Source organism: Kineococcus sp. NPDC059986 (genome assembly GCF_040702905.1).
Taxonomy (GTDB): domain Bacteria; phylum Actinomycetota; class Actinomycetes; order Actinomycetales; family Kineococcaceae; genus Kineococcus.
Genome location: NZ_JBFBND010000003.1, coordinates 95,580 through 119,217, shown reverse-complemented (window position 1 = coordinate 119,217; position 23,638 = coordinate 95,580). Strand labels below are relative to the sequence as shown.

The following is a 23,638-nucleotide window of genomic DNA, read 5'->3' as shown; positions in this document are numbered from 1 at the left end:
TGGGGCAGGAGGGTGCTCGAACGACTGGGGAGTGGCACTGGTGTTTCCCTTCTCGTGACGTTCCGGCCGCCGGGCCCGTCCTGGCGGTCTCAGTGCGCGGCGACCGGGACGCTGCCCGACCACCAGGGTTCGTCGAGGACCTCGACGACGGCCGCGCTCCAGGTGAAACCCGCACCGGCGCCGACGAGCAGCACCCGCTGCCCGGCGCGCAGGGACCCGTCCTGGGCCAGGCGGTCCAGGCCGGCGAACTGGTCCGCCGCCCCGAGGTGACCCACGGAGCGGAACCAGGACCAGGTGGTGCGTTCGACGGGGATGCCGAAGGCCTCGAGGTAGACGGCGTCGAGGCGGCGCCGTCCGAAGTGCGGGACGAGGAACCAGTCCACGTCGCCGAACTCCACGCCGGCCTCCGCCAGCGCCCGTTCGACGGCGCGGCGCTGTCCCGACGCGGTCCGCGTGACGGCCTGCGCCACGGGCACCGTGCTGAGGTACGCGCGCTGGCAGGTCTTGACGTCGAGGGGTTCGCGGGCGCTGAAGGGGGCGGGTCCGAACGCGTCGAGGCCCCGGTGCATCCCCTCCAGCCCCGGGTCCGCGACGGTGACGACGCTGCGCAGGCGCGCGAAACCCGTGGTGCTGCTCAGGACGAGCGCCGCGGCGCCGTCGCCGAACACGGTGCCCGGGTCGCTGGCCCACCGGTCGATGCCCGGCAGGCAGAACCGGTCGCCGGCGGCGACGACGACGGTGGTCGGGCGCCGCGCGGCGTCGAGCTCGACGGCCGCGAGTTCCAGGGCCGCCATCCCGCCGTTGGACATCTGCCGCAGTTCGACGGCGCTGGCCCGGGCCCCCAGCGCCTCGCGCTGGACGTAGGACGCGGGCGCCCACATGTCGTGGCCCTGGTAGTAGACGTCGGCGTACAGGAGCCGGTCGACGGTGTCGGGGTCGACGAAGGCGCGCGCGACGGCCTCGCGGACGGCGAGCGCCGCCATCTGCGGGGCCGCGAGGTCGGCCGAGACGGTGGCCCCGGTCATCTGCGTGCCCGCGACGGCCCGGGCCGTGCAGGACCCGTCGGCGACGGCGTCGGCGACCGTGCGCACTGGGGGCAGCCAGCGGCCGGTGCCGGCCAGGAACACGTCCTCGCAGCGCATGCGGTCCTCCTCCGGGTGGCGTCGGGTTCCGGTCAGGGTCGAGCGTCGCGCTCGGCGCTCGACGCGGTCTCGACGGAGGCTGGAGCCGTGGTCGGGTCGGCGGCGGTGCCCGGGACCCTCGGCCGCCGGTCCCCGGCCACACCCCCGACGGGGAAGCACGCCTCGAGCCCCGCGCGCACGGCCGGCGGGAGGTCCCGGTGCGCTGCGGCGCAGGCGGTCCGCAGGTGCGCGGGTCGCACCGTCCCCACGAGCGCCACGACGTCCCGGGCACCGTCCCCGGCGCCGAGGACCCAGGCGAGGGCCGCGGCCGCGGGGTCCCAACCGGCGGCGGCGGCGAGGGCGGCGGCCCGGCGCGCCAGCCGGTTGTTGCCCGGGAGGTTGCCGGGGGCGAAGCGCGGGTGGTTGCGGCGGTAGTCGCCCTCGCCCGGTTCCGGGACGCCGCCGCCGAGCAGCCCGCGCGCGAGCGGGCTGCAGGCCACGATTACGACGCCGAGCGCGCGGGCCACGGGCACGACGTCGGCCTCCACGTCGCGGCTCACGAGCGACCACTCGCTGGCCACCGCGGCGACGGGGCCCACGGCGCAGGCGCGTCGCAGCTCCTCCCCGGTCACCTCCGACAGCCCGACGTGGCGGACCAGGCCGGCCCGCACGAGGTCGTGCAACGCACCGACGCTCTCCTCCAGGGGAACCCGCGGGTCGACCCTGGCGAGGCTGTAGAGGTCGAGGTGGTCGGTGCGCAGCCGGCGCAACGACGCCTCGCACGCCCGGCGCAGGTGGGCCGGGGAGCCGTCGATCCGGCGCGGCCGTCCCGGCCCGTCGACCACGGCACCGCCCCGGCCGGCCAGGACGACGTCGTCGCGGCGGTGACCGAGGGTGCGGCCGAGCTGCTCCTCGACGGCGCCCGCCCCGTAGAAGTCGGCCGTGTCGACCAGCGGGGGCGCCTGGCCACCGGCGAGCACGACGTCCAGGAGCCGGCCCACGAGCTCGTCGGTGCGACCCCCCGGGGCTGCGCCGTACCCGCCGGTGAGCGGCAGGGTCCCCCACCCGACGGGGGCGACGACGAGGTCGCCCAGCCGGTGCGGGGCGTGCACCCGGGGGTCGGTGGCGAGGTCGGTGTCGGTGTCGGGGTCGGGGTCGGCGGGAGGGGCCAGGGGTCCGGTCACGGTGCCAGCCGAGTCCGCGCGGCTCGTGCCGGTCCGGACCAGCCGTCCTCCAGGCCCGGTGCGGAGGCTGCCGACACGGCGCTCCGCACCGTGCCCGTGCCGTCGAGAGGAGTCCCCCGTGACCACCACCGAACCGTTGTCGACCTCCTGCAGCACCGTCGTCGACGCCCCCGCCGACGTGGTCCACGCGGTCGTCGCGGACGTCGCCGCGTGGCCGCAGCTGACCACCGGCGTCGTGCACGTCGACGTCCACCCCGACGCCACCCGGCCGGGGTCGCCGGTCACCACGGACACGGTCCAGGTGTGGTCCCTCGGCGGGCCCGGCACCGTGCGGGCCTGGACGTCGGCCCGCCGGGTGGACCCCGTCGCGCGCACCGTCGACTTCCGCACCACCTGCCCCGGAGGCCCGGCCCGGCCCGGTGGCCGCTGGTCGGTGCGCGAGGACGGACCGGACCGCAGCGTCCTCACCGTCGAGCACCACGTCGACCCCGCCGGCTGGGGCGACCGCTCCGCCTTCGAGCTCGCGGTCGGGCGCCTGCGGACGCACGCCCGCACCCAGCTGGAGGAGCTGGCCCGCGCGGCCGAACGCCACGACGACCTCGCCGAGCTCACCGTCTCCTTCGAGGACACCGTCGCCGTCGCCGGGGACGTCGAGGACGTCTGGGAGGTCCTCTACCGGGCCGACCGCTGGCCGTCCCGGTTCCCGCACGTCACGAGCCTCGACCTCGTCGAGGACGTGCCCGGCGTGCAGTTCTTCACCATGGGCACGCTCACCCCCGACGGTCGCGCCCACTCGACCGACTCCGTGCGGGTCTGCCTGCCGACCGACCTCATCGTCTACAAGCAGACGACCCTGGCGCCCCTGCTGTCGGCGCACACCGGCCACTGGCGGTTCGTCACCACCCCCGAGGGGGTCCTCGCGAGCGCGCGCCACACCGCGACGATCCGCCGCGAGAACCTCCACCTCCTCGCCCCCGGCGCGACCGTCGAGGACGCCCGGACCTACCTGCGCCGCTCCTTGAGCGCGAACAGCGTCGCGAACCTGCAGTTCGCCCGCCGGTACGCCGAGGACCTCGCCGCGGACCGCGCGCGCCGCCGGGTGCCCCGCCCGCTGGGGCAGGTCGTCGGTGCCTGAGACCGGTTGCGTCGCAACCGTGTCCGACCGTCCCGCGTGGAGCCCGCCGCTGCTGCGCCTCGACGACCTCGTGCGCCGGGCCGCCGGTCGCTGGCCCTCCCGGGCCGCGCTCGTCGACGCCCGCACCGGGGCCGTCACGACCTTCGCGGCGCTCGACGCCGCGGTCGACAGGGCGGCCGCCGCCACCGCTGCGAGCGTCCCGGCCGGGTCCGTCGTCGCGGTGGCGACGGTCCCCGGCGCCCCCTTCGCCGCCGTGCACCACGGCGTCGTCCGCGCCGGGGGGACCGTCGTGACCCTCAACCCGCTGCTGCCGCCGCCGGCCCTCGTCGGGGTGCTGCGGGCGGCGGGCGCGCGGCTCGCCGTCGTCCCGGACGAGCTGGCGGACCCCCTGCGGGAGGCGCAGGGGCCCTCCCCCGCCGCGACCGTCGTGACGTTCTCGCAGTTCGCCGACCGCGCAGCGGCCGCCCCCGCCCCGGTCCCCCCGACGGGGGACCTGACGAGGGACCTGACGGCGACCGCCGTGGTGCACGTGACGTCGGGCACCACCGGCCCGCCCAAGACGGTGCGGCTCAGCCACGCCGCCCTCGTCGCCAACGCCGCCCAGACCGCTGCGGCGCAAGGCCTCGACGCGACGAGCGTGACGCTCAACCAGTTGCCCGTGTTCCACGTCATGCACCTGGGCTCGGCGTTGTGGGCCGGGGCGACCCAGGTCATGGCACCCGGCCCGGACGTGCGGGCGGCCGTCGCGGCGGCCGACCGGTACCGCGCCACGCACTGGTTCGGCATCCCGTTCCGGCTCACCCAGCTCGCGGACGACCCGGACCTGGCGGACGTGCGCCCCGCGACGGTGCGCGCCGTCCTGTGCGGCGGGTCCGCCCTGCCCGCCCGCACCGCCCGGCGGTTGAGCGCGCGCTGGGGGGTTCCCGTCGTCCAGGGCTACGGCCTCGCGGAGGCCTCCCCGCTGGTGACGCTGGACCCCGTCGCCGACCCCCGGCCCGGATCGGTGGGCCTGCCGCTGCCCGGGACGCAGGTGCGCGTGGTGGACCTGCGGACGCGGACCCCGCTGGGGCCGGGCGGCCGCGGCGAGGTGGAGGTCCACGGACCCCAGCTGATGACCGGGTACACCGATCCCTCGCTGCCGCAACCCTTCACGGCCGACGGCTGGCTCGTCACCGGGGACGTCGGGCACCTCGACGTCGACGGTCGCCTGCACCTGCTGGACCGCGTGGCGGACGTCTTCGTCCGCGCGGGCACCGTCGTCGCCCCCGGTGAGGTCGAGGCCGTGCTGCGCCGCGAGGACGGGATCGCCGACGCCGTCGTGTTCGGCGCGCTGCCCGACGCCGAGGGCGCGCGGGCCTGCGCCCTCGTCGTCGCCGCGCACGGCAGCGAACCGGACGACGGGCTGCGCGCCCGGGTCGACCGCGACCTGCCGCCCACCCACCGGCTGGCCTCCCTGCGCTGGGTGGACCGCCTGCCCCGCACCGCCGGCGGCAAGCTCCGCCGCGGCGCTCTGACCCCCTGAACCCACCCCACCCCCACACCGAGGAGTTTCCGTGTCCGCTACCTTCGTCAACGAACTGCACGTCACCGGCGACCTGGAGGAGTTCCACCGCATCAGCGACGGCCTCTCGGCCTACATGCGGCGCCAGCCGGGCTACCTCGGGCACCGGATGCTGCGCTCGCTGCACCGGCCCGACGTCTACCTGGAGATCGCCGAGTGGTACGACGCGGACAGCCACCTCGCCGCCGTGCGCAGCGAGGGCTTCCGCTCCCGCGTGGTCGAGATGGTCAGCGTCGTCGACAAGCCCACCCCCGACGTCTACGAGCTGGTCGGGCAGGGCCACCCCGGTGAGGAGGCCGTCGCGTGACCGTCCTGGACGCGGGGACCCGCACGCCCCCCGCACCGACCCCCACGCCGACCCCCACGCCGAGCCCCGCGCCGACCCCTCGGCAGCCCGGTCCCGACGTCCTGGTCGTCGGCGCCGGTCCGGTCGGGCTGACGGCCGCCCTCGACCTCGTCCGGCGCGGCCTGCGGGTGCGCGTCGTCGACGCCGCGGCCGGGCCCGCGAGCACGAGCCGCGCGATCGCCGTGCACCCGCGGACGCTGGAGACCTTCGACCAGCTGGGCGTCGTCGAGGAGGTCCTGGCCCGGTCGCGCCACATCACGGCGTTCACGATCGTCGCCGACGGCGCCGTCCTCGCCCGCCTCGACGCCGACTACGGCGGCTCCCCCACGCGCTTCCCCTTCACCGTGACGATCGAGCAGGTGGCCACCGAGGCCGTGCTCCGGGCGGCGCTCGCGGACCGGGGCGTGACGGTGGAGTGGGGCGTCCGCCTGGTCGACCTCGACCCCGTCGAGGACGGTCCCGGGGTCCCGGTCCGGTTGCGGCACACCACGGGTGAGGTGGACGACGAGGTGGAACTCGTCGTCCCGGCGTGGGTCGTGGGGGCCGACGGCGGCCACAGCACGGTGCGCAAGGTCCTGGGGTTCGGCCTGACCGGCACCACCGCCCAGACGTGGCTGCTCGCCGACGCCCGGGTCCGGACCGAGCTGTCCCCGGACAGCATCCACCTCGTGCGGGCGTGCGGGCAGACGCTGATGATGGCGCCGCTGCCCGGTCGCGACCGCTGGCGACTGCTCGACACCGTCGACGTCGACCACGGCGACGACCCGGAGGAGGTGGCCCGACGCTTCGCCGCCAAGCTGTCGGCCGGCACCGGCCACGACGTGCACGTCGAGCGCCCGGAGTGGGTCTCGGTCTTCACCGCGCAGCAGCGCATGGTCGCCGACGTCCGCCGCGGCCGGGTGTTCCTCGTCGGGGACGCGGCACACGTGCACTCCCCGGCCTCCGGCCAGGGCATGAACACCGGGATCCAGGAGGCCTTCAACCTCGCGTGGAAGATCGCCGAGGTGCACCGGGGGCTGGCCGGGCCCGACCTGCTCGACACCTTCGCCACCGAGCGCCTCCCCGTCGGACGGCGACTGCTGGACTCCACGCACCGCACCACCGTCCTCGTGACGGTCCGCTCCGCCCTCGCCGCCCGGGCCCTGCCGCTGCTGGCCGGCGTCGTCCGGCGGATGCCCGCGGTGCGGACCCGGGTCCAGCGGGCGGCGCTCGGCCGGGTCTCGGGGCTGGGCGTCGCCTACCCCGACAGCGCCCTGACCCGGCCGTGCGCCCCCCACCTGCCGGGGCCGCGACCGGGGACGCGGGTCGTCGCCGTCGACCCCGGACGCGCCAGCCGGCCCGGGTGGCGCCACCTCGTCGCCCTGGTGCGCGGCACGCGGTGGAGCCTGCTCGTGCACCCCGCGGGTGCGGAGGTCGCGGCCGCGGCCGCCGACCTCACGCGCCGCCGGGGACCCCGCGTCGACGTCCGCCTCCTCACCGACGGGCCCACCTCCCCGGCGGGCGACCTGCCCGGTCTCGGCGTGCTGCCCGACCCCGACCAGGCGCTGCGGACCGACCTCGGCCTCCTCCCCGGGGCGTGGCTGCTCGTGCGTCCCGACGGGTACGTCGCGGCCCGCGGCTCGTACCTGACCGTCGCGGCCGTCGAGGCCGCGCTCGTCCCGCGCCGGACCACCACCACCGGTACCGACACCGACGCGGACACGACCGTCGTGTTCGCGGGTGCGCGGCCGTGAGCGGGACCACCCGCGGCCTGCGCACGGACGTCTGCGTCGTCGGCGCCGGGCCCGCGGGGCTCGCGACGGCGCTGCTGCTGCTGCGGTCCGGGATCGGGGTGACCGTCGTCGAACGGGCCGGCGACCTGCACCGGGAGTTCCGCGGCGACGTCCTGCAACCCGGTGGCGCCCTCGTCCTGGACCGCCTCGGCGCCCTCGCCGGCGCCCGGGACCGGGGGTGCCGGGAACTGGGCAGGTTCTGCGTCACGGGAGACCGCGGGGTGCTGCTCGACGTCGACTACCGGCGCACGGGCGGCCCCCACGACCACCTCCTGAGCATCCCGCAGCCGCACGTCCTGGCCGAACTCCTGGCGCACTGCCGGGAACTGCCGGGGTTCGACCTCGTCGGCGGTCACAGCGTCCGCTCGCTCCTGCGCGACACCCCGGACGGCCCCGTGCGCGGGGTCCGGGCCACCGGTGCGGGCGGGGCGGTCGAGGTCGAGGCGCGGGTCGTCGTCGGCGCCGACGGGCGGTTCTCCAAGGTCCGCGCCCTCGCCGGGATCGACGCACCGCGCCAGCACGTCTTCGACAGCGACGTGCTGTGGTTCCGCGTGCCCTGGCCGGACGGGCCGACCGGGACCGCCCGCATCCACCGCGGGGCCGGGGGCGCCGTCATCACCTACGACGTGCACCCCGGGGAACTCCAGGTGGGCTGGTCGCTGCCGCACGGCAGCTACCGCGACCTCGCCCGGCAGGGGGTGGAGCACGTGCGGGACCTCGTCGGCCAGGCCCTGCCCGAACTGGCCGACGTCGTCGCGGGCCGGGTCCGGTCGCTGCAGGACCTCACCCTCCTGGACGTGTTCGGCGCCCGCGCCGACCGCTGGGTCGACGACGGTCTCGTGCTCGTCGGCGACAGCGCCCACACCCACAGTCCGCTGGGCGCGCAGGGGATCAACCTCGCGCTCCAGGACGCGGCCGTCCTGCACCCCGTCCTGCACGCCGCCCTGGGGTCGGGCCGTTGCGACCGCTCCGCGCTGGCGGGGTACGAACGGGAACGGCGACCGGCCGTCGAGGCCGCCTTCCGCTTCCAGGTGGCGCAGAGCCGGATGCTGTTCGGCCGGCGGCGCCTCGCGCGCGTGCTGCGGCCGGTGGTCGCCCGGGCCGTCGTCGGCGGCCCGCTCGGACCGCGCCTCACCCACCGCGTCGCCCACGGGTCGCGTCCCGTGGTCGTGCGCGCCGACCTGTTCGGGACGGGCGCCGTCCCGCAACCCGCCTGACCACCCTCCCCGGGGGAACTCCCCGGGGAACCACGACCCGACGGAGGAACCGTGCGCTTCATCGACCTGTCCACCCCCATCGACGCCTCGCAGTGGGAACCCGAACCCGTGACGCACGAGGTCGTCACCCCCGCCCAGGGCGCGGCCCACATGGCCGAGGAGATGGCCCGGGAGTTCGGGCTGCAGTTCGACCCGGCCGACCTTCCGGACGGTGAACTCCTCTCCATCGACAACATGACGCTCAACACCCACACCGGCACCCACGTCGACGCGCCGTCCCACTACGGCACGCGCGCCGGCTACGGCTCGGGCCGGCCGCGGGACATCGACGAGATGCCGCTGGAGTGGTTCCACCAGCAGGCGTTCGTGCTCGACCTGACGGCCGAACCGACCGGCAGCGTCGACGCGTTCGTCGTCGAACGCGCCCTCAAGCGCATCGACCACACCCCCGAACCCGGCCAGATCGCCCTGCTCAACACGGGTGCGTGGCGACGGGCCGGCACGATGGAGTACTTCACCGACTTCGTCGGCCTGGACGCCTCCGCGGTCGGCCTGCTCCTGGACGCGGGCATCACCGTCATCGGCACCGACGCGTTCAGCCTCGACGCCCCCTTCGGGCACATGCTGCGCCGGTTCGCCGAGACCGGTGACCGCAGTGTCCTGTGGCCCGCGCACTTCGCCGGTCGTGACCGCGAGTACTGCCAGATCGAACGGCTGGCGAACCTGGACGAGCTGCCGGACAAGGGGTTCGTGCTGTCCTGCTTCCCCGTCCGCATCGCCGGTGCGGGGGCCGGCTGGGCCCGCGCCGTCGCCCTCCTCGACGACTGAGCCCCACCGGTCCCCGAAACCCCCGAAACCCCCGAGAACCCGAGGAGAGACGTGTCCACCCTCACCCTTCCCCCGACGCAGGTCGGTTCCGAACGCGCCCTCGCGGCGCAGCTGCACGCCGAGGTCGAGCAGTTCTACGCCCACCACTTCCACCTGCTCGACGCCGGCGACGCCGTCGGCTGGTCCGAGACGTTCACCCCGGACGGTTCCTTCCACCCGCAGGTGCTGCCCGAACCGGTCCGCGGCCGGGCGGCCCTGGCCGAGGGGGTCGCCCTCGAACAGGCGCGGTTGCGCGCCGAAGGCGTCCAGCGCCGCCACTGGCACGGCATGGTGGCGGTCACCGCCCGGCCGGGGGCGCAGGTGCTCGACGTCCGCTGCTACGCCCAGATCCTGTCCACCCCGCACGGCGGGACGACGACCCTGCGGATGTCGTGCGTGTGCGAGGACGTCCTCGTGCTGAGCGGGGACCGGTGGCTCGTCGCCGAGCGCAGGGTCACCCGCGACGACCTCACCGCCCCGGTGCCGGCCACCCGCGGCGTCTGACAGACCCCCCGGTCCCGGTGTCGCCGGCGCCGCGCCTCTGCAACGCTCACGTCGTGCCCGCCGCCGAGCCGACCGACCACCTCCTCGAGCGGGCGCAGCGCCTCGGCGACCACGTCAACGGACACCCCGACCGCGTCGCGGCCACCGTCCCCCGGCTGGTCGACGTCCTCACCGCCACCGGCGACCCGCGCGTGGTGCAGGTCGCGGTCGAGGCCCTGGGACACGCCTGGCACCCCTCGGCGACCACCGCCCTGCTCGACCACGTCGCCCCCGACCACCCCGACCCGGGGGTCCGTCTCGCCCTGGCGCAGGCCCTGCCCGGGGGCGTCGAGGCCTTCGGGGACCTGCGGGACCGCGTCGTCGACGTCCTGGTCCCCCTGACCCGCGATCCCGAACCCCGTGTGCGGGACTGGGCCGCCTTCGGGTTGGGACAGCTGCAGGTCCGGTCGGGGCCGGCCCTCGACGCGCTGGCCGACCTGCTCGCCGACACCGACGACGACACCGACGACGACATCGACGACGACACCCGCGGCGAAGCCCTGCTCGCCCTGGCCGGCGCCGGCGACGTGCGTGCCCTGCCGGTCCTGCGATCGCGCCTCGAGGACGGCGACGACGTGTCCCGGACCGACCTCGAGGCCGCCGCCGCGCTGGCCGCTCCCGAACTCCGTCCCGCGCTGCAGCACCTGGCCGAGGACTGGGCCGGGGACCAGGACGAGTTCACCGACCTGCTGGCCACGGCCCTGGCGCGGTGCGCGCCAGCCGAAGACGGTCACGCGTCGAGCGCCGCCAGTGCTGGACCCAGCGACTCGGGGAGCACCGCCGCCACCTCGACCCGTGCGCCGGAGACGGTGACCACCTCGACGACACGGGCATCGGTCCCGGCGCGCAGCGACTCCCGGAACGTGGAGTCGCGCGGTCGGGAATGACCGGCCACGGCGAGGGTGACGGTCGCCCGGGACCGTCGCCGGAACGGGACGCGACCGGGGACGAAGTCGAGGCGGCCGCTCACCACGCTCGCCGTCCCCAGCGTCCACCCGGTCCCCAGCCCCGGCACCGTGCCCTCGACGACACGCAGGCCCGTCCGGACCCGGCCGCGGTTCGTCTCCCAGCGGGACCGCCGGCGGCGGACCCACGGGGTCGTCAGGGCGATGAGCGTCATCGTCGTGGCCACACCCACCGCACGGCCCCAACGGTCCGCCGGCGGCGCCCCGAACAGGGCGGCGACGACCCACCCCACCCCCAGGCCGCAGACGGCCGTCACCAGGGCCGTGGCGACGGTCGCCACCGCCGTCGTCGTCCGGCCGTCCCGGCCTTCGTCGCCACTCACCCGCACATGCTGACCTGTGCCCGGTCCGGCTGCGCGGCAACCGGTCGAACAGGGGACCACGTTCACCCCGACCCACGCCGACGTCGTCGCCAGGGGCGAGTCCCGTCCGCGGCCGGCACGAGGCGATCGAGGTGGTTCGCGGAGTTGCGGAACCCGTGAGCCACCCAGACCCAGCAGGTGGTCGTCGACGGCGCACGCACCCACGACCTCCCGCCAGGGAGGGCTCGCTGCGTGACCGCACCAACCCGCCTCACACCGCGCAGTGGTGTGGACCAGTGCCAGTCCCTCCGAACTGGCCGGCGCGGTCGATCCGCGCTGGAGCGGTACGTTCCACCCCACTCGTGAGCATCGAACGGCCTGCAACGCACCACTTCCGCGGTGCGGCGCCGCCGTCGATGGGATCGAGTCCACCGCCAACGGGGACTCCTGAGGGAGCGGACCGCGGACTACCGGCTGATCCGCCGCACGAAGCTGCGGCACGCGGCGAACCCCAGGACCGCGACGAGGCCGACCTGCACGGCCAGCACGACGGGGACCGGCAGGTGCGGAACCTGCGGGGTCAGCGCGGCGCGCAACCCCTCCCCCATGTAGACGACGGGGTTCAGCAACGTCAGCCACTGCAGCCACGGCACGACCGACAGGCTCGACCAGGGGAAGTAGACGCACCCGAGCATCGTCAGCGGCGTGACGACGGCGGCGAAGAGGTACTGCACCTTCACGGCCTCGAACACGGTGCCCAGCAACAACCCGAGGCAGCCGGCGACGAGGCTGGCGAGCACGAGGACCACGACGAGCAGGGGCCAGTCCGCGACGTGCACGTGGGGCCGGTTCCCGGGGGCGTGGACGAGCAGCACGACGGGGAAGACGACGAGACCGCAGACCAGGGCCTGCACCGCACCCGAGAGGATCTTCTGCACCCCCAGGACCCACAGCGGAGCCGGGACCAGGGCCCGGTCCTCGATCTGCTGCGTGTACGTCATCTCCATGAGCAGCGGGCTCAGCACCGCCGAGATCCCCTGCACCGCGATGGTGATGGCCACCAGACCGGGCACCAGGACGGTGGAGTACGACCCGCCCGTCCCGTGACCCGCCGCCCCCCAACCGATCGAGGGCAGGACGTAGGCGAAGCCGAACGTGAAGGCCAGCGGTTGAAGGACCGCCCGCAACGCCAGCGGCCCGAGCTGTCCGCGCAGCACCCACGCGTCCCGGCCGAGCATCGTCGTCAGGACCGCCCAGCCGGCGTGCCGCCCGGCGGGCCGTTCGGGCAGCACGACCGGGACGGCGTTCGTCCGGGTGGGCGCGGAGTTCCGGGAGTCGGGGGTGTCGAGGACCGTCATGCGCTGTAGCTCCGTCCGGTGAGGTTGAGGAACGCGTTCTCGAGGCTGGGTGGGGTGCTGGTGACCGTGCGGATGCCCGGCCCGGTGACGGCGAGCGCCTGCAGGACGTCGCCCACCAAGTCCTCGCCCACCCCGTCCTCACCCGCCCCGGCCTCACCCACCCCGGCCGCGCCGCGCGGGACGGCGTGCACGCGGACGGACCGCAGGTCGACCTCCACGGCACGCACCCCGGGGATCCGGCGCAGACCCTCCTGCACCAACGCGGTGTCGGGAGTTCCTGCGAGCCCGACCTCGACGACGTGGTCCGCGCCGGAGCGGCGCTTGATCCCGGCGACGGTGTCGCAGGCGAGGACCCGGCCGTGGTCGAGGACCGCGACGCGGTCGCACAACGCCTCGGCCTCCTCGAGGTGGTGGGTGGTGAGCAGCACGGTCTGACCATCGCGGTGCAGGGCCCGCAGGAGGTCCCACAGGTCGCGGCGGGACTGCGGGTCGACCGCCGCCGTGGGTTCGTCGAGGAACAGGACGTCGGGGCGGTGGACGACGGCGCGCGCGATCATCGCCCGCTTCGACTGACCTCCGGAGACGTGGTCGTCCAGGCGGTCCGCGACGTCGGCGAGGCCGAACTGCGCCAGCAGGTCCGCGCTGCGGCGGCGGGCCGAGCGCCGGTCCAGCCCGAACACGCGGCACCGCAGTTCCAGGTTCTGCGCCAGGGTGACCGCGCGGTCCAGGGTGTTGGCCTGCGTCACGACACCGATGCTGCGCCGCACCCGCACGGGGTCGCGCCGGACGTCGTGACCGGCGACGGTCGCCGTCCCCCCGGTCGGGGTGGTGCGGGTCGTGAGCATCCCGACCGTCGTCGACTTGCCGGACCCGTTGGGCCCCAGCACGCCGAAGAACTCCCCCCGCCGCACCTGCAGGTCCAGACCGTCGACGGCCGGGACCTCGGTGCCGCGGACCCGGTACGCCTTGCGCAGGCCGCGGGCGTGGACGGCGAGGTCCTCGGGCTCCTGGTCCTGCACCTCCCCCGCACCGGGGGCGCCGGTCCGCGCCCCGCCACCCGATCCACCCGAACCCGCTGCTCCACGCGTCATGCGGGCGACCGTGCGGGCCGCGGGTGGAGCCGAACTGGACCAGGTCGGGTCGACCTGCACCCCCGGCGGCCGCGAGGGGCGACCCCGAGGGTCGGGACGACGCCGGCACCCGCCGGGGGACGGAGGTCGGAACGTGCGCGCGTTGTTCGTCGTGTCCGGATGGACGGGTCACTGGGCCCCGCTCGTCCCGCTCGGCTGGGGTCTGGGCGCGGCCGGGCACGAGGTGCGCGTGGTCTGCCGACCCGACCAGCAGGAAGCGGTCGGCCGCGCCGGCCTGGTCGCGGCACCCCTCCTGCGCGGTCTGGACATGGTCCTGCAGACGCGGTTGGCCTACCTGTGGCAGGCGCGCGCGGGCCGCCGTGACTGCCCCTGGCCCCTGCTGCACCCGGTGACCGGCGCCGAGCTCGACTCCCCCGACGACTTCGACGAGGCCGCGTGGATGCGCGAGGAACGGCCGCGCATCGCGCGGGACGTCGTGGACAGCCACGACCGCACGGTCGCGTTCGCCCGCACCTGGCGGCCGGACCTCGTCGTCTCGGACCCGATGGGTCTCGAGGGACTGCTCGCGGCCCGGGTGCTCGGGGTCCCGCACGCCGTCCACACGTGGGGGCCCGTGGGTCCCGCCGAGGACGACGTCGACCTGCGGCTGCTGCCCCCCGACCCCGCCCGCGCCTTCCCGCGGCACGGGCTGGGCCCGCTGGGTCCCCACCTCCTCGACCTGGTGCTGGACTGCGCGCCGCGTCCCGCCGAGGGCGCGCTCGCGGTGCGCTACGTCCCGTGGGCCGGGGGCCGCGCCCCCGCGGGGGACCTGCCGGCCCCCGGCGGGCTGCCGCGGGTGTGCGTCGTCTGGGGCACCTCCCCGACCGTCATGTCCGGACCCCGCTCCTTCGTCCTGCCCGACGTCCTGCGGGCCCTGGCCGACCTGCCCGTCGAGGTGGTCCTCACCGCCTCCGCCGCCGACGTCGAAAGGCTCGGCCGGCTGCCGAGGGCGCTGCGGGCCGCGGGGAGCGCGCTGCACGTCGTCCAGGACCACCCCCTCGGCGCGGCGCTCGCGGGGTGCGACGCCGTCGTCCACCACGGCGGCGCCGGGTGCGTGATGACCTCGCTGGTGGCGGGCGTGCCGCAGCTCGCGCTGACCCTCGCCCCCGAGCAGGCGGCGAACGGCCGCCGGCTGGCGGAGCTGGGGGCCGGGCTGCAGCTCCCGGCGCACGAGACCGCCGCGACCGTCCGGGCCGCCGTGGCCCGCCTCCTCGACGACCCCTCGTTCGGGGCCGCCGCGCGCCGCCTGCGGGCCGCGAACGCCGCGCGCCCGGCGCCCGCGGACGTGGTCCGCCGGCTCGAGCAGGTCGTCGCCGCGCGCCGCGGCGCAGGGGGACCCGACGCGAGGCCCGACGCGGGGTTCGACGGCGGGTTCGAGGGCGGGTTCGAGGTCGGGTTCGAGGTGGGGGCGACGTGCGCTGCCTCGTGACGGTGTCGGACTGGCCGGCCCACTGGCTGCCCGGTGTCCCCCTCCTGCGCGCCCTGCGCGACGCCGGCCACGACGTCATCGTCGCGTGCGCGGCGTCCCAGGAGAGCGCGCTGAGGGCCACCGGTCTGCCCGTCGCGGGCGTGCTCGGGGACCTGGACATGATGTTCCTCGCCCGGCTCGCCGTCGTGACGGCCGCAGCCCGGGGGGACGGCGGCGACCGGGAGCTCCTCGACCCCCTCGACGGGTGCCCGCTGCCGCCGTCGACGGGACCGGAGGACCTGCGGGACGTCGTGCGCCGCGGCCGGTTGCACATCGTCCGCGAGACCGCGCGCGGGGCGCAGGCCGTCCTGGACCTGGCCGCGCGGACGGACCCGGACCTCGTGCTGCACGACCGGCTGAGCCTCGACGGGATCCTCGTGGGCCGGTACCGCAGCGTCCCGCACGTGGCCTGGTTGTGGGGGCCGGTGGGCACCGCGGAGACCGACCCGCGGCTGACCCCGCTGCCGGTGGACCACACCGGCGTCTTCGCCCGCCACGGGCTGCCTCCCCTGCACCCCGACCTCGTCGAGCACGTCCTCGACCCGTGCCCGGCCGACCTGGCCCCGCCGACGCGCGCGCACCGGACGGCGGTGCGGTACGAACCGTGCTGGACCGCCGGCCCGGGCGCTGAGCCGGAGCCCCTGCCCGCCGACGGCGAGGGCCGCTGGGTCTGCGTGGTGTGGAGCGACTCGGTGCGCCGCAGCCACGGGACGCGCGCGCACCCGGTCGCGCGGGTGGTCGAGGCGGCCGGCCGGGTGCCCGGGGCCCGGGTGCTGCTGCTGGGCGATCCCGGGGACGTGCTCCCCGGTCCCCTCCCGCCGTGGGTGCACGCGGCCGGCCGGCGTCCGCTGGCCGACGTCCTGCCGCACTGCGCCGCCGTCGTCCACCACGGGGGTGCGGGCGTCACCATGACGTCGGTCGTCGCGGGTGTGCCCCAGCTGGCGGTCACGTCGGGCGCCGAGGAGGACGCGGACGGACGACGCCTGGCCGCCACGGGCGCCGGGCGGCACGTGCGCACGCGCCCGGACCTGCCCGGCGGGGTCGACGTCCCCGACCTCGTCGACGCGCTGACCCGGCTCCTGCACGACCCGGCCCACACCCGGGCCGCACGACGGCTCCGGCGGCAGGCCCTGGACCGGCCCGCGCCCGCCGACGTCGTCCCGCGGCTCGAGGAGATCGCCACCGGCTCGCGGGTGCCCGCGTGAACCCCGGCCGCGTTGTGGTGCTCGGCGCCCGGGGCTTCGTCGGGCGGCACGTGGCCGACGCCCTCGTCCTGGCGGGGCACCACGTCTGGAACGCCTCCCGCCGCGCTCCGACGGGCCCCGACCTCGGCGTCCGGATCGACGTCCTGGACCGTCCGGAGGCCGCCCGCGCGGTGCTGCTCGACCTCCGTCCGACGGCCGTCGTCAACGCGACCGGGGCGGTGTGGGACGTCACCGCCGACGACCTGCGCCGGGTCAACGTCGACCTCGTCGACGGCCTCGTCGACCTGCTGGCCGGGTTGCCCGAACCCCCGCGCCTGGTCCAGCTCGGGTCGGTGCACGAGGTGGCCCCCTCCCCCGGCGCCTACGGCCGCAGCAAGGCCGCGGGCAGCGGCGCCGTCCTGGGGGCGGCCCGCGCCGGGCGCCTCGACGCCGTCGTCCTGCGCCTGTCCAACGCGGTCGGCCCCGGCCAGCCGCGGGCGAGCCTGCTCGGCGCCGTGGCCGCGCAGCTGCGCGAGGCCGCGCGGACCGGTGCGCCCGCCACGCTGCGCGTGACGCGGCCACCGGCCGCACGCGACTTCGTCGACGTCCGCGACGTCGCCACCGCCGTCGCGACCGCGGCGACGACCCGGTGGTCCACGGCCGGCCCGCCCCCCGACCTCACGCTCGCCCGGGGCGAGTCCGTCGCCCTGGCCGACGTCGTCGGTGAACTCGTCCTCCTCAGCGGTGCGCCCGCGGTCGTGCAGCGCGTCGACCCGCCCGGGGACGCGGACGTCCCCGTCCGGTCGACCTGGGCCGCAGCGCGGACGCACCTGGGCTGGGCGCCGCGGCGGCACCGCGAGGAGTCGCTGCGCGACCTGTGGGACCAGGTCCGCTGGGCCGAGCGCCGCTCCAGCGCGCCTGCAGCGCACCGGAGCACCGTCGCAACCCCCGCCCCGCCACCGAAGGAGCCCCTCGCGTGAAGTGGACGAACCTGCACCTGGCCGGTCTCGGCAGCTGGCTGGGTCCGCGCGTGCCGGTGGCCGAGGCCGTCGCCGCGGGCCACCTCACCGCCGAGCGCGCCGTCGCCCGCGGGTACGACGCGGTGTGCGTCGCCGAGGACGTCGCCCCGCCCGACATGGCGGTCCGCGCCGCGCAGTCCGCGCTGGCGCAGGCCGGGACCGACGAACGGGACACCGCGGTGCTGCTGCACGCGAGCACCTGGTTCCAGGGCCGGGACGTGTGGGCGACCGCGTCGTACGTCGCCGCCCGCTCGGTCGGCCGCACGGTGCCCGCGCTCGACGTCCAGCAGCGGTGCAACGGGGGTCTCCTCGCCTGGGAACTGGCCGGTGCCCACCTGCAGGCCGGGCTGGCCCGTGGCGGCAGCGCGGTGGTCACGACCGCCGACCGCTTCGCCGCCCCGGAACTGGACCGCTGGAACCTGCACGACACGAACGTCTACGGCGACGGTGGGACCGCCGTCGTCCTGTCCCGCCGCAGGGGTTTCGCCCGCGTCCTGTCCAGCGTCACGGTCGCGGACAACAGCCTGGAGGCCGTGACGCGGGGCGAGGCGCCCTTGGCCCGCAGCAGCCGGGAGGACACGCCCCCGGACCTGCGCGAGCGCGGCAGGTGGAGCGGTGAGCTCGACCGGACGCAGGCGGAACTGCGGACGGCGCGGGTGTTCTCCACCGCCCGCAACGCCGCGCTGGCCGACGCCCGGGTGCGGTTGGGCGACCTGCGGCGCATCGTCGTCGGGGCGACGGGACTGTTCGACGGTGGGTACCACCACCACCACCTGCTCGGTGTCCCCGCCGACGTGACGACCTGGGAGTTCGGCCGCACGACGGGCCACGTGGGAACCGGCGACTGGGCCGCCGGGCTGGAGTGGTTGCTGCGCAGCGGCGCACTCGACCCGGGCGACCACGTGATGCTGTTCGGCGGGGGCGCGGGTTTCAGCTGCACCGCGGTCGTGCTGCAGGTCGAGGCGGTGCCGACGTGGTGAGCACCGACGTGGTGAGCCCCGACGTGGTGAGTCCCGACGTGGTGAGTCCTGGTGGCGTCGTCGACCGCGTGGAGGACCTGCTCTCCGCGGCGGTCGCCGCCCGGCCGGACGCGCGGGCGGTCTCCGATCCCGACGGCTCGTGGACCTACGCCGACCTGGACACCGCCTGCCGGAGCTGGACGGAGTGGTTGCGGCGCAACGGTGTCGAGGCGGGTGACCGGGTCGTGCTGCGGATGCGGAACTGCCGCGACCTGGCCGCCGTCGTCTTCGCTGTGCTGCGCCGGGGTGCCGTGGTGGTCCCCCTCAGCACCGCGACCCGACCGTTCCAGCTGGCCCACGTCCTGCGCACGACGGCCCCGCGGGTGGTGCTCGCGCACGACGGCGACGCCGACCACGTGCGCGACCTCGTCCCCGGGATCCCCGTGCACGACGTGGACCGGGGCCCGCACTCCGCGCCCACCCCGGTCGCGTCCCGTGCGCGGTCGCGCGAGGACGGACCGGCACCGGCGTTCCTCGTCCACACCTCCGGCAGCACCGCGATGCCGAAGGGGGTCGTGAGTCCCCACGCCGCAGTGCTCTTCGTCACCCGGGCCATCGCGCACCGGCTGCGCTACCGCGGCGACGACGTCGTGCTCGGCACGGTTCCGGCCTCCTTCGACTACGGCCTCTACCAACTCCTGCTGAGCGTGCACGCGACCGCGGAACTCGCCTTCGCCGACCCCTCGCCCGTGCGGTTGCTCGCCGAGGTGCACCGGACCGGGGCGACGGTCCTGCCGCTCGTCCCCTCGGCCGGACAACTGCTCGTGCGGCTGGCCGGCCGGGACCCACGGGAGCCGAACGCGGTCCGGATGGTGACGAGCACCGGGGAGGCGCTGCCGCCGGCACTGGTGCGGGAACTGTCCCGGGTCCTGCCCCGGGCCACGGTGGTGCCCATGTACGGCACGACCGAGTGCAAGCGCATCTGCGTCGACGACCCGCTCGACCCGTCCCCGGTCGGGTCGGTGGGACGGGCGCTGCCGGGAACCGTCGTCGAGGTCGTCGACGAGTCCGGCGTCCCCCTGCCCCCCGGCACGCAGGGGGAGATCGTGGTCCGCGGTCCGCACGTCATGGCCGGGTACTGGCGCAGTCCGCAGGCCACCGTCCAGCGCTTCCGCTGCGGGACAGTCGGCGTCGTGCTGCACACCGGTGACCTCGGCCACGTCGACGACGCCGGGAACGTGTACGTCTCCGGTCGGCGCGACGGGGTCTTCAAACGGCACGGGGTGCGGACGAGCGCCGCGGAGGTCGAGGCGGCGGCGCGGGACGTGCCGGGGGTCGCCGCGGCCGCCGTCCTGCCGCCGGACGAGACGCACGACGCCGCGGTGTTCGCCCTGCGCCGTCCCGGGGAACGGCTGGACGACGACTCCCTGCGTGCCGGGCTGGCCGCCCGCCTCGAACCCGCCAAGGTTCCGCCCTCCTGCCACGTGGTCGAGGAGTTCCCCCTCACCGCGCACGGGAAGACGGACCTGGCGCGCCTGGCCGCCGGACTGCGGGGACCCACCCCGCAGGACACCGGACCCGACGGGAAACCCCTGCACACCGACCCGCTGACCCGAGACCACCGAGGAGACCACCGTGACGCAGCTCGACCTGACCCCGCTCGACCGGACGCGGCAGCTGGACCGTCCCACCGCAGTGACGCCGCCTGAGACCCCGGCCGCACCGGCCTGGGACGGGCGGTTCGAGGACGTCCTGCGCGACGTCGTCCCGGGTGCTGGGCCCCTCGTGCCGGGGACCCGGCTGGGCGACCGCGGGCTGGACTCGATGGCCTCCGTGGCCCTCCTGCTGCGCCTGGAGGAGGCCTACGACGTCCGGTTCCCCGACGAGCACCTGTCCGCGGCGACGTTCGCGACGGCCGGGTCCCTCTGGTCGGTCGTGAGCGCGTTGCGGACGCAGCGGTGACGGTCGGGCCCCGGCCGGCGCCCGCGCGCCCCCGCCTCGACCCCGAGCGGCTCAGCGGCCGGGTCGCCCTCGTCACCGGCGCGGCCGGCGGGCAGGGCGCCGCCACCGCGCGCGCCTTCGCCGCCCAGGGGGCGGCCGTCGTCCTGGCCGACGTCGAGGACGGACCCACCGTCGCCCTCGCCGACGAACTCGACGGCCTCGCCGTGCACCTCGACGTCCGGCGCCCCGAGGACTGGGCGCGGGCCGTCACCGCGGCCGAGGACCGGTTCGGGCACCTCGACGCGCTCGTCAACAACGCCGGGGTGGTGAGTGCCGGTCTACTGGGGGACGTGGAACCCCAGGAGTTCCTGCGCGTCGTCGAGGTCAACCAGCTGGGCGTCTTCCTCGGCATGCAGGCCGTGCTGCCGGCGCTGCGCCGCGCGGGCGGGGGGACCATCGTCAACACCTCCTCCGTCGACGGGCTCATGGGCGTCAAGCACCTGACCGCCTACTGCGCGTCGAAGTTCGCCGTCGTCGGCATGACGCGCGTGGCGGCCATGGAACTGGGTCCGGAGGGGATCCGCGTGAACTGCGTCTGCCCGGGCGTGGTGCGGACGGCCATGACCGAGGACCTGCACGAGATGCAGGTCGCCTGGTTGCACCGGACCCTCCCGCTGCGCCGCTTCGCCGACCCCGCGGAGGTCGCGGCGGTCACGAGCTTCCTGACCTCGGCCGAGTCGGGGTACGTCACCGGCACCGAGGTCGTCGTCGACGGCGGCTGGCTGGCTGGCCACCTCACCCCCTGAACCAGGAACCCACGACCCGTTGCGAGAGAGGACGTCCCCGTGCGCGTGCTGTTCACCGTGTCGGACTGGCCGACGCACTGGTACCCCCTGGTGCCCCTGGCCTGGGCCTTGCAGGCCGCCGGGGAGGAGGTCCTCGTGGTGTGCCCACCGGGCCAGGCGGAGGGGATCCGCGCCGCCGGCCTGACCCCGGCCCCCACGGTCGCCCCGGCCCTCGACCTCATGGCGCAGGCCCGGTTGTCGGACCTGCGGGAGGTCCTCGCCGGACGCGGCGTCCCCGGCCGCGCGGTGCTGGACCCGCTGTCGGGGGAAACCCTGGTGGACCCGGCGGAGTTCGACGTGGCGGGTTTCCGGGCGACGTGGCGGCCGCACCTGCTGCGCACCACGGCGGCGGCGCTCGAGGCCGCGGTGGAGACCGGGACCACGTGGCGCCCGGACCTCGTGGTGCACGAACGCATGAGCCTGGAGGGTCCTCTCGTCGCGGGGGTGCTCGGCGTCCCGGCCGTGCTGCACTCCTGGGGTCCGGTGGGGACCGCCGAGGCCGACCCGCGGCTGCGACTGGCCCCGGGGGACGCGACCGGCGCCTTCGCCCGGCACGGGCTCGCCCCCTGGCGCCCCGACCGCGTGACCGACGTGCTCGACCCCTGCCCGGCCCCCCTGGAGCCCCCGGTGCACGGACGACGGTGGCGCGTGCGGCCGGTGCCGTACGACGGGGGCGGTGTGGTGCCGGACCTGCCCGCTCCCCGGCGGCCCCGCGTCTGCGTGGTCTGGGGCCGGTCGATGACCCCTCTGACGGGGTCGGGCACCCCGGTGCTGTCCGCGGTCGTGGACGCGGTGCAGGCCGTGGGTGGGGAGGCCGTCCTCCTCGGCGCCGACGACGTCGAGGCGCCGTCGACGGCGGTGCGCCTCGGCACCGCTCCCCTGGCGCCCGTGCTCGCCGGCTGCGCGGCCGTCGTCCACGGAGGCGGCAACGGGTCCACGATGACGTCGATCGCCTGCGGGGTGCCGCAGGTCGCGCTGCCGCACCAGGTCGAGACCCGGGTGCTGTCGGAGCGGGTGGCGACGACAGGGGCGTCCACGGTCCTGTCGCCCGAGGGCAGCGAGCTCACCGCCCGCTGCCGCGACGCCCTGCAGCACGTGCTGTCCGACCCGGCCCCCACGCTCGCCGCGACGGCGCTGCAGCGCGCCGGGCGGGAACGGCCGACCCCGGCAGACCTGGTGCCCCGGCTGCGGGACCTCGCCCGCCGTGACGCGGCGGTGGCGGCGTGACCGCCCCGGTGGACGTCGAGGCGCCGGTGGGCACGGCCTCGCCGGTGCTCCTCCCCCGCGGACCCGTGGCACCCGCCGCGACGGGGGAGGGACCCGAGGTCCTCGACGGCTGGCGGTGCGGTCTGGTCCGGCTCGCGGCGGGGTTCGGGGTCGCGGCGGCATGAGGCGCTCCCCCCCCGCAGGGAGCCGTCCCCCACCGTCCTGTTCCTGGAACCCACCGACCCAGGCCACGGGGACCACCACGCCGACGGGACGCTCTTCGGCGGGGGCCTGCTGCGCTGGATCGACGAGGAGGCCGCGCTCCACGCGACTCTCCGGCTCGGCATCGGCGAGGTCGTCACGAACCTCCGCGACCGACGTCGTCTCCTCCGCCCGCCAGGGTGACCTCGTCGAGAGGGGGCTGCGGGCCACCCGGTTCGGCCGGACGTCGCTGACGATGCGCGCCGAGGGTGCGCCGAGGTGCGCCCCACGATGAGGCGGAAGAGCGTCCTGACGATCGAGGGGGTCGTCTTCGTGAACCCCGGCCCGGACGGCCAGCCCCTCCCGCGCGGGTGCTCGACCACACCGACGACCGGGACCGGATCCCGGGCACGATGTCGACGAGCTGACCGCCGGTCCCCCACCCGGTCCCACAGCCGGTTCGACGTCGGGCCGGGCATGGGAACGGGCGTCGGGCCGGGCGTGGGAACACCCGTGGGTGTCCGCCCGGCGTCGCCAGGACGACGCGCTCGGGACACCCACGGCTCACTCCACGTGGGTGTCCCCGTGGGTGTCCCCGTCGGTGTCCCCGTGGGTGTCCCGTCGTCACCGCTCCGGCTCGACGCCCGGCACCCCCGCCCCGACGACGGCGACCCCGCGGCTGCGCAGGCCGAGGCGGTCGGCCTCGAGGTGGGCGAGGAGGCGGTCGCGGGTGCCGCGCGCGTGCTCGCGGACGAGGGTGGTGGCGCGGTCGGCGTCGCGGTCGCGGACGGCGGCGAGGATCGCGAGGTGCTCCGTGCGGGCCTGCTCGCGGGAGGCTCCGCTGCGCACCTCCAGCCACCGCGTCCGGGACAGCCGGGTCAGGGCGCCCTCGACGGCGTCGGCGAGGAAGACGTTGCGGGACAGGCCGGCCAGCGCGACGTGGAACCGCTCGCCCCCGCGCAGCCCGGTCTCGGCGTCCTCGGCGGGTGACTGCGCGAGCTCCTGCAGGAGGTCGAGCTCCGCGGCGGTGGCGCGGTCGACGGCGAGGGCGACGGCCCCGCACTCGACGACCTCCCGGTGCTCCAGGACGGCGCGCACCTCGTCGAGGTCGAGGGGTGCCACCCGCCAGCCGCGACCGTCCCGGACGGTGAGGCCCTCGTGCGCAAGCTGCACCAGGGCGGCGCGGACAGGGGTCCGGGAGGCGCCGGCGAGGGACTCCAGCCCGCGTTCGCTGAGCGGCTGCCCCGGGAGGAGCTCCATCGTCAGCACGGCGCGCCGGATGGCGTCGTACGCGTCACCCACAGGACCCTCCGA

22 protein-coding genes and 1 pseudogene are annotated in these 23,638 nt (G+C 76.4%); 18 read left to right on the top strand and 5 right to left on the bottom strand.

Going from position 1 to position 23,638, the window contains the following annotated elements:
* Nucleotides 1-89: 89 nt before the first annotated feature.
* Both AB0637_RS04020 and AB0637_RS04015 read right to left on the bottom strand, forming a co-directional pair.
* Nucleotides 90-1,142, bottom strand: a complete 1,053-nt coding sequence (locus tag AB0637_RS04020) for a ketoacyl-ACP synthase III family protein (protein ID WP_366169876.1) — start codon at nucleotides 1,140-1,142, stop codon at nucleotides 90-92.
* 32 nt (nucleotides 1,143-1,174) lie between these two features.
* Entirely contained in the window at nucleotides 1,175-2,305 is a 1,131-nt protein-coding gene (locus AB0637_RS04015) for an aldo/keto reductase (RefSeq protein ID WP_366169875.1), read from the bottom strand.
* Between the two features lie 118 nt (nucleotides 2,306-2,423).
* Here AB0637_RS04015 and AB0637_RS04010 point away from each other — a divergent pair, with 118 nt between their 5' ends.
* From AB0637_RS04010 to AB0637_RS03975, 8 genes are read left to right on the top strand one after another with little or no spacing between them, the layout of a single operon-like run.
* Nucleotides 2,424-3,440: an SRPBCC family protein gene (locus tag AB0637_RS04010; protein ID WP_366169874.1), complete on the top strand. Its 1,017-nt coding sequence runs from the start codon at nucleotides 2,424-2,426 to the stop codon at nucleotides 3,438-3,440.
* Between the two features lie 19 nt (nucleotides 3,441-3,459).
* On the top strand, nucleotides 3,460-4,962 hold the full coding sequence (locus tag AB0637_RS04005; protein ID WP_366169873.1) for a fatty acid--CoA ligase family protein: 1,503 nt from the start codon (nucleotides 3,460-3,462) through the stop codon (nucleotides 4,960-4,962).
* Between the two features lie 31 nt (nucleotides 4,963-4,993).
* Nucleotides 4,994-5,308 (top strand): antibiotic biosynthesis monooxygenase family protein, encoded by a 315-nt coding sequence (locus AB0637_RS04000; protein ID WP_366169872.1) that lies wholly within the window; start codon nucleotides 4,994-4,996, stop codon nucleotides 5,306-5,308.
* Entirely contained in the window at nucleotides 5,305-7,080 is a 1,776-nt protein-coding gene (locus AB0637_RS03995; RefSeq protein WP_366169871.1) for an FAD-dependent oxidoreductase, read from the top strand. Before AB0637_RS04000 ends, AB0637_RS03995 begins: the two co-directional genes overlap by 4 nt.
* Complete coding sequence (locus tag AB0637_RS03990) at nucleotides 7,077-8,336, top strand: FAD-dependent monooxygenase (RefSeq protein ID WP_366169870.1); 1,260 nt, start codon at nucleotides 7,077-7,079, stop codon at nucleotides 8,334-8,336. The genes AB0637_RS03995 and AB0637_RS03990 overlap by 4 nt, the downstream gene beginning before the upstream one ends.
* A 51-nt stretch (nucleotides 8,337-8,387) precedes the next feature.
* Complete coding sequence (locus tag AB0637_RS03985; RefSeq protein ID WP_366169869.1) at nucleotides 8,388-9,164, top strand: cyclase family protein; 777 nt, start codon at nucleotides 8,388-8,390, stop codon at nucleotides 9,162-9,164.
* A gap of 51 nt (nucleotides 9,165-9,215) precedes the next feature.
* Nucleotides 9,216-9,707, top strand: coding sequence for a nuclear transport factor 2 family protein (locus AB0637_RS03980; RefSeq protein ID WP_366169868.1), 492 nt, complete (start codon nucleotides 9,216-9,218; stop codon nucleotides 9,705-9,707).
* A 53-nt stretch (nucleotides 9,708-9,760) separates the two neighbouring features.
* The gene (locus AB0637_RS03975) at nucleotides 9,761-10,633 is read left to right on the top strand and encodes a HEAT repeat domain-containing protein (protein ID WP_366169867.1); all 873 of its coding nucleotides are present in this window, start codon (nucleotides 9,761-9,763) and stop codon (nucleotides 10,631-10,633) included.
* An 847-nt stretch (nucleotides 10,634-11,480) separates the two neighbouring features.
* Here AB0637_RS03975 and AB0637_RS03970 read toward each other — a convergent pair.
* Entirely contained in the window at nucleotides 11,481-12,371 is an 891-nt protein-coding gene (locus AB0637_RS03970; RefSeq protein ID WP_366169866.1) for an ABC transporter permease, read from the bottom strand.
* A complete protein-coding gene (locus AB0637_RS03965) occupies nucleotides 12,368-13,462 on the bottom strand; it encodes an ABC transporter ATP-binding protein (protein ID WP_366169865.1) in 1,095 nt (364 codons plus the stop codon). The genes AB0637_RS03970 and AB0637_RS03965 overlap by 4 nt, the downstream gene beginning before the upstream one ends.
* Nucleotides 13,463-13,595: 133 nt before the next feature.
* Between AB0637_RS03965 and AB0637_RS03960 the strand changes: the two genes are divergently transcribed.
* The 10 genes and pseudogenes from AB0637_RS03960 to AB0637_RS03915 all read left to right on the top strand — a co-directional run bounded on the left by AB0637_RS03960 (nucleotide 13,596) and on the right by AB0637_RS03915 (nucleotide 22,752).
* Complete coding sequence (locus AB0637_RS03960) at nucleotides 13,596-14,930, top strand: nucleotide disphospho-sugar-binding domain-containing protein (protein WP_366169864.1); 1,335 nt, start codon at nucleotides 13,596-13,598, stop codon at nucleotides 14,928-14,930.
* The gene (locus tag AB0637_RS03955; RefSeq protein WP_366169863.1) at nucleotides 14,915-16,174 is read left to right on the top strand and encodes a glycosyltransferase; all 1,260 of its coding nucleotides are present in this window, start codon (nucleotides 14,915-14,917) and stop codon (nucleotides 16,172-16,174) included. Before AB0637_RS03960 ends, AB0637_RS03955 begins: the two co-directional genes overlap by 16 nt.
* On the top strand, nucleotides 16,171-17,133 hold the full coding sequence (locus AB0637_RS03950) for an NAD(P)-dependent oxidoreductase (protein ID WP_366169862.1): 963 nt from the start codon (nucleotides 16,171-16,173) through the stop codon (nucleotides 17,131-17,133). The genes AB0637_RS03955 and AB0637_RS03950 overlap by 4 nt, the downstream gene beginning before the upstream one ends.
* Nucleotides 17,130-18,152, top strand: coding sequence for a ketoacyl-ACP synthase III family protein (locus AB0637_RS03945; RefSeq protein ID WP_366169861.1), 1,023 nt, complete (start codon nucleotides 17,130-17,132; stop codon nucleotides 18,150-18,152). The genes AB0637_RS03950 and AB0637_RS03945 overlap by 4 nt, the downstream gene beginning before the upstream one ends.
* A complete protein-coding gene (locus AB0637_RS03940; RefSeq protein WP_366169860.1) occupies nucleotides 18,146-19,840 on the top strand; it encodes a class I adenylate-forming enzyme family protein in 1,695 nt (564 codons plus the stop codon). The genes AB0637_RS03945 and AB0637_RS03940 overlap by 7 nt, the downstream gene beginning before the upstream one ends.
* Complete coding sequence (locus AB0637_RS03935) at nucleotides 19,827-20,093, top strand: phosphopantetheine-binding protein (protein ID WP_366169859.1); 267 nt, start codon at nucleotides 19,827-19,829, stop codon at nucleotides 20,091-20,093. The genes AB0637_RS03940 and AB0637_RS03935 overlap by 14 nt, the downstream gene beginning before the upstream one ends.
* Nucleotides 20,090-20,878 carry an SDR family NAD(P)-dependent oxidoreductase gene (locus AB0637_RS03930; RefSeq protein ID WP_366169858.1) on the top strand — a complete coding sequence of 263 codons (789 nt, stop codon included), beginning with the start codon at nucleotides 20,090-20,092 and terminating at the stop codon, nucleotides 20,876-20,878. The genes AB0637_RS03935 and AB0637_RS03930 overlap by 4 nt, the downstream gene beginning before the upstream one ends.
* A 39-nt stretch (nucleotides 20,879-20,917) precedes the next feature.
* Complete coding sequence (locus AB0637_RS03925; protein ID WP_366169857.1) at nucleotides 20,918-22,144, top strand: nucleotide disphospho-sugar-binding domain-containing protein; 1,227 nt, start codon at nucleotides 20,918-20,920, stop codon at nucleotides 22,142-22,144.
* Nucleotides 22,141-22,308, top strand: coding sequence for a hypothetical protein (locus AB0637_RS03920; RefSeq protein WP_366169856.1), 168 nt, complete (start codon nucleotides 22,141-22,143; stop codon nucleotides 22,306-22,308). The genes AB0637_RS03925 and AB0637_RS03920 overlap by 4 nt, the downstream gene beginning before the upstream one ends.
* 37 nt (nucleotides 22,309-22,345) lie before the next feature.
* Nucleotides 22,346-22,752 (top strand): annotated as a pseudogene (locus AB0637_RS03915) (hotdog domain-containing protein).
* A gap of 196 nt (nucleotides 22,753-22,948) precedes the next feature.
* Here the strand turns inward: AB0637_RS03915 and AB0637_RS03910 are convergent.
* On the bottom strand, nucleotides 22,949-23,626 hold the full coding sequence (locus AB0637_RS03910) for a GntR family transcriptional regulator (RefSeq protein WP_366169855.1): 678 nt from the start codon (nucleotides 23,624-23,626) through the stop codon (nucleotides 22,949-22,951).
* Between the last annotated feature and the right edge of the window lie 12 nt (nucleotides 23,627-23,638).

Bases quoted from the DNA above. Each gene is read 5' to 3' on its own strand.
- AB0637_RS04020 (WP_366169876.1), bottom strand. From the start codon at position 1,142: ATGCGCTGCGAGGACGTGTTCCTGGCCGGCACCGGCCGCTGGCTGCCC.
- AB0637_RS03970 (WP_366169866.1), bottom strand. From the start codon at position 12,371: ATGACGGTCCTCGACACCCCCGACTCCCGGAACTCCGCGCCCACCCGG.
- AB0637_RS03965 (WP_366169865.1), bottom strand. From the start codon at position 13,462: ATGACGCGTGGAGCAGCGGGTTCGGGTGGATCGGGTGGCGGGGCGCGG.